The organism is Halomonas sp. 707D4 (genome assembly GCF_024158685.1).
In the GTDB taxonomy this organism is placed as follows: domain Bacteria; phylum Pseudomonadota; class Gammaproteobacteria; order Pseudomonadales; family Halomonadaceae; genus Vreelandella.
The window spans coordinates 1-3,701 of sequence record NZ_JAMZBD010000323.1 but is presented as its reverse complement, the minus strand read 5'-3'; the positions used below and the strand labels follow the sequence as shown (position 1 = coordinate 3,701).

The 3,701-nt window shown below is 66.2% G+C and carries 2 protein-coding genes and 1 pseudogene; 1 reads left to right on the top strand and 2 read right to left on the bottom strand.

What is annotated here, in order from left to right:
* Together BIS11_RS12955 and BIS11_RS12950 are read right to left on the bottom strand one after the other, a co-directional pair.
* A pseudogene (locus tag BIS11_RS12955) lies at positions 1-124 on the bottom strand (gamma-glutamyl-gamma-aminobutyrate hydrolase family protein); the annotation flags it as partial.
* Positions 125-146: 22 nt separating this feature from the next.
* The gene (locus BIS11_RS12950; protein ID WP_253423081.1) at positions 147-1,154 is read right to left on the bottom strand and encodes an amidoligase family protein; all 1,008 of its coding nucleotides are present in this window, start codon (positions 1,152-1,154) and stop codon (positions 147-149) included.
* Between the two features lie 133 nt (positions 1,155-1,287).
* Here BIS11_RS12950 and BIS11_RS12945 point away from each other — a divergent pair, with 133 nt between their 5' ends.
* On the top strand, positions 1,288-3,693 hold the full coding sequence (locus BIS11_RS12945; RefSeq protein WP_253586205.1) for a mechanosensitive ion channel family protein: 2,406 nt from the start codon (positions 1,288-1,290) through the stop codon (positions 3,691-3,693).
* Positions 3,694-3,701: the final 8 nt, after the last annotated feature.

The window sequence follows — 3,701 nt, the reverse complement described above, 5'->3', positions numbered from 1 at the left end:
GCGGGCGCGAAGGCGACAGCCGCAGCGGTCGCCCGCCGTGGCGCCAGACGGCGAACCAGTCGAACCACCAGGCCAGGTGGCTCTTGTCATCGGAGGTGGTGATGCCGATCAAGGGGCGTGGCATGGGCGACGTCTCCTGGCAGGTATCAGCGGTGCGCGAACAGCCGGCGCAGGCGCTCTTTCAGGCGCGCCGGCCAGCGCCGGGCGTGACCGGCGATGAACTCGTCGCAGCGGGCCTCGAGGCGCGGCGTGTCGAAGGCCAGCTTCTCGACCTCGACCCAGCGATTCCACTCCACCACCGCGCCCCAGCCAGGCCGGGAGAGCTGCGCGTTGGGCAACCGGTAGTGAAAGGCGGGGCGGGGCTTGGTCAGGCGAGCGTGAACCAGCGCGTGCGGATGTTCCGGGCGCAGGTAGGCAAACAGCGGCAGCATGTCGAGCTCGCGATTGCGCGTGGGGTTGTGATGCAGGTAGTCATCGATAAACTGGTCGAGCGTCGGCGCGTAGCGGCGGTCGAGCACCTTGCGTGCGTACTCCTTGGGAAAGGGGTTGGCATGGGGCAGCACCTCGCGGGTGATGTCCACCTTGATCTCGTCGCGCAGCCAGCCGGCCAGCAGCAGGTAGGCGCGCATCATCGCCAGCAGATGCGTGACCTCGAGACTCGCCGTCTCGACGTTGAGATGTAGCCCGAACCCGTAGAGCAGGCTTGCATCGGTCCCCTTGGCGCCTTTCTCGCGCAGCGCCTGGAACAGCACGTCGAGTCTTTCGAGTTCGTTCCAGGCAAGCGGCGGGCAGATGATCTCGGTCGGCACGAGCCCGGTGACCATGTCGCCGATCAGCGCCCGAGTCTTGCGGTGGAATTCGAGACGCCGCAGGCGGCGGTGATCGTCCCATTCGCCGTCACCGGTACTTGCTTTTTGCTCGAGGCTGATGTCCGGGTGAGCGTACTGGGTGTCGAGCTCGATCTTGAAAGTACCGAAGTGGGGCGTGTGGACCAGCAGCCGATGCGGACTGACTCGCTCGACCTCGCCGTCGAACAGCTCGGCCACTCGTTGAGCGGTTTGCCGGGCGGGGAGGCCGGCGAATTCGATCTCCACACCGACGCAGCGCGTTTGGCCATCATGGTTCAAACGTTGGGGTGGCGCCTGCAGCGTCATCTCGGCATCCTTGCGGTGAACGTTTACGTTTTCAGCCTATCATAGTCACGCCACAGGCTAAGCGATATTCGCGGTGGCTCCATCAATGAACCATCCTCGGCAGCGACCAGGATGGCAAGTCCAGGAGGAGAGTGTGCGACAGCAGTGGTGGATCGGTTTCATCGTCAGTATCGCGCTGTGCCTGCTGACCGGCGCGGTGCAGGCCCAGGGCGTATCGCTGCCGAGCCTGGGGGGCGACCAGGGCGACACTCAGGAGCCCGCGGTCAGCAGCAACGAGTTCCAGAGCTCGCTCAACGACGTCATCACGCTCCTGGAGAACGAGGAGCAGCGAACGGCGCTGCTCGACTCCCTGCGCGAGCTGCAGGTCACAAGCGATGCCACCGAAGGCGATGGCGTAGTGCGCCAGGGTCTGCTCGGCGCGCTGGCGGATACCTTGAGCGATCTGGGCGATCAGGCCCAGGCGGGCAACTCGCCCATCGACGAGTGGTCACGCCAACTCGTTCAAGGGGCAGCGGACCTGCGTGCGCTCAACGAAGGCACCGATCAGGGCCAGGCGCTGCGCGAGGTGGTCGATGGCGCGCTGTTCGCAACGGTCTGGGTATTGCTGCTCACGATCATGATCGCCTTCGGGCGCCTGGTGGCGACCCGGCGTGAATGGCCGCTGGATCTGCCCCGCGATCCCAAGGCATGGCTGCTGGTGGCGCACTTCTTCCGCCGCATGCTGCCCTGGGCGTTGTCCTTCGCCATCATCCTCGGCATCGGACAGCTGCTGGCCTACAGCCCCGGACGGGCGCTGGTACTGGTCATCGCCTACGTCTGCCTGTGCGGGCGAGCGCTATCCGTGGTGTTCGAGACGGTCATCGCGTTTTTCAGCCGCGGGCATCGCTTCACTGCGGTTCAGCAGCTCCAGCAGCAGGCGCTGCGCGGGCTGTTCGTGATCGGCGCGTTGATCGCGCTCGGCGATGCGGTCAACTCCACCCGGCTCATCGAGCTTCTCGGGCCCGAACTTGCAAGCCTCGTATCAGTGCTGGCCAACATGCTGGCGGCGCTTCTGGCGGCGCGCTTCATCCTCAAGTTCAAGCGTCCGATTCGCCACCTGATCTGCAACCGCCCCTACAAGCAGCGCCGCGACGCCAGCGCGGCGGTCGAGATGGTGCGTACCCTCGGCGGGCTCTGGCACATACCGGCGCTGTTGATGGTGGGCGGCTCGCTGCTGGCGATCTTCATCACCGTGGGCGACGTGGGCACGGCACTTGCGCGCTCGATCATCTCGGCGAGTCTTCTGGTGCTGACGCTGGTGGTCACCGGGCTTCTGCGCCGTCAGGCCGAACGCTTGACCAAGCGTCGCCACCGGCGTCGCCACAGCCAGTACCGCAAGCGCCTGGAACGCTTCGGCTTCGTGCTGGCGCACATCTGCGCCTGGATGGTGTTCGCCGAACTCTCGATGCAGGTGTGGGGCGGCTCGCTCTTCGGGCTCGGCCAGCAGGCGGTGGCCAGCGCCCGTATCGGCCAGGCGCTGGTCAGCCTGGGCGCGACGGTGCTGCTTGCCTGGCTGGTGTGGATCTTCGCCGACACCGCGATCCAGCGGGCGCTTACCTCCTCGGCGCGCTCGCGCGGACGCCGCGTCAACCAGGCCCGGGCGCAGACGATCACGCCGATGATCCGCAACGTCATCTTCGTCGCCATCCTGATCATCGCGGTGATCGCCGGGCTTGCCAATCTCGGGGTCAACGTCACGCCGCTGCTCGCCGGTGCCGGTGTGATCGGTCTGGCGATCGGTTTCGGCGCCCAGACCCTGGTGCAGGACTTGATCACCGGCATCTTCATCCTGATCGAGGATTCGCTGGCGGTGGACGATTTCGTCCAGATCAATGGCCACATGGGCACGGTGGAAGGCTTGACGCTTAGAACGGTGAAGCTGCGCGACCTCGACGGCGTGGTGCACATCATCACCTTCAGCCGGATCGAGTCGATCCACAACATGTCGCGTCAGTTCGGCATCGCCCTGATGCGCATTCGCATCCCCTTCGACATGCGCATCGACGACGCCATCACCCTGATGCAGGAGACCGCCCAGGAGCTTCGAAAGGACCCGATGATGCGCCACTACATCTGGTCGCCGCTGGAGATGCAGGGCGTGCAGGGCTTCGAGGATGGCTGCCCGATCCTGCGCATGCGCTTTCGTACCGCCCCGGAGATGCAGTGGGACGTGTCACGCGCCTTCAATCTGCTGCTCAAGCAGCGCATGGAAGAGCAGAAGATCGACCTGGGCGTGCCGCGTTTGAGCGTGAGCATGGAGCCGCGCTCCCAGGAGGAGGTGAACGAAAGCGCGGGAACCGATTTCTTCATCGATACCGCCAGCAGCGACGACGAGGCGCCGAAACGCCCCACGCCGCCCCAGCCCGCCCCCCGGCCGACCCGGGCCGAGACGCGCCGGGACGAGCGCGAGCGGCACTCAGAGCACGCCGAGCCCCGCGGCCAGGGCGAGCCCGCCCACGAGGCCTACGCACGCGCCCAGAACGAACAGGGCGACGAGTAGCCAGCCTC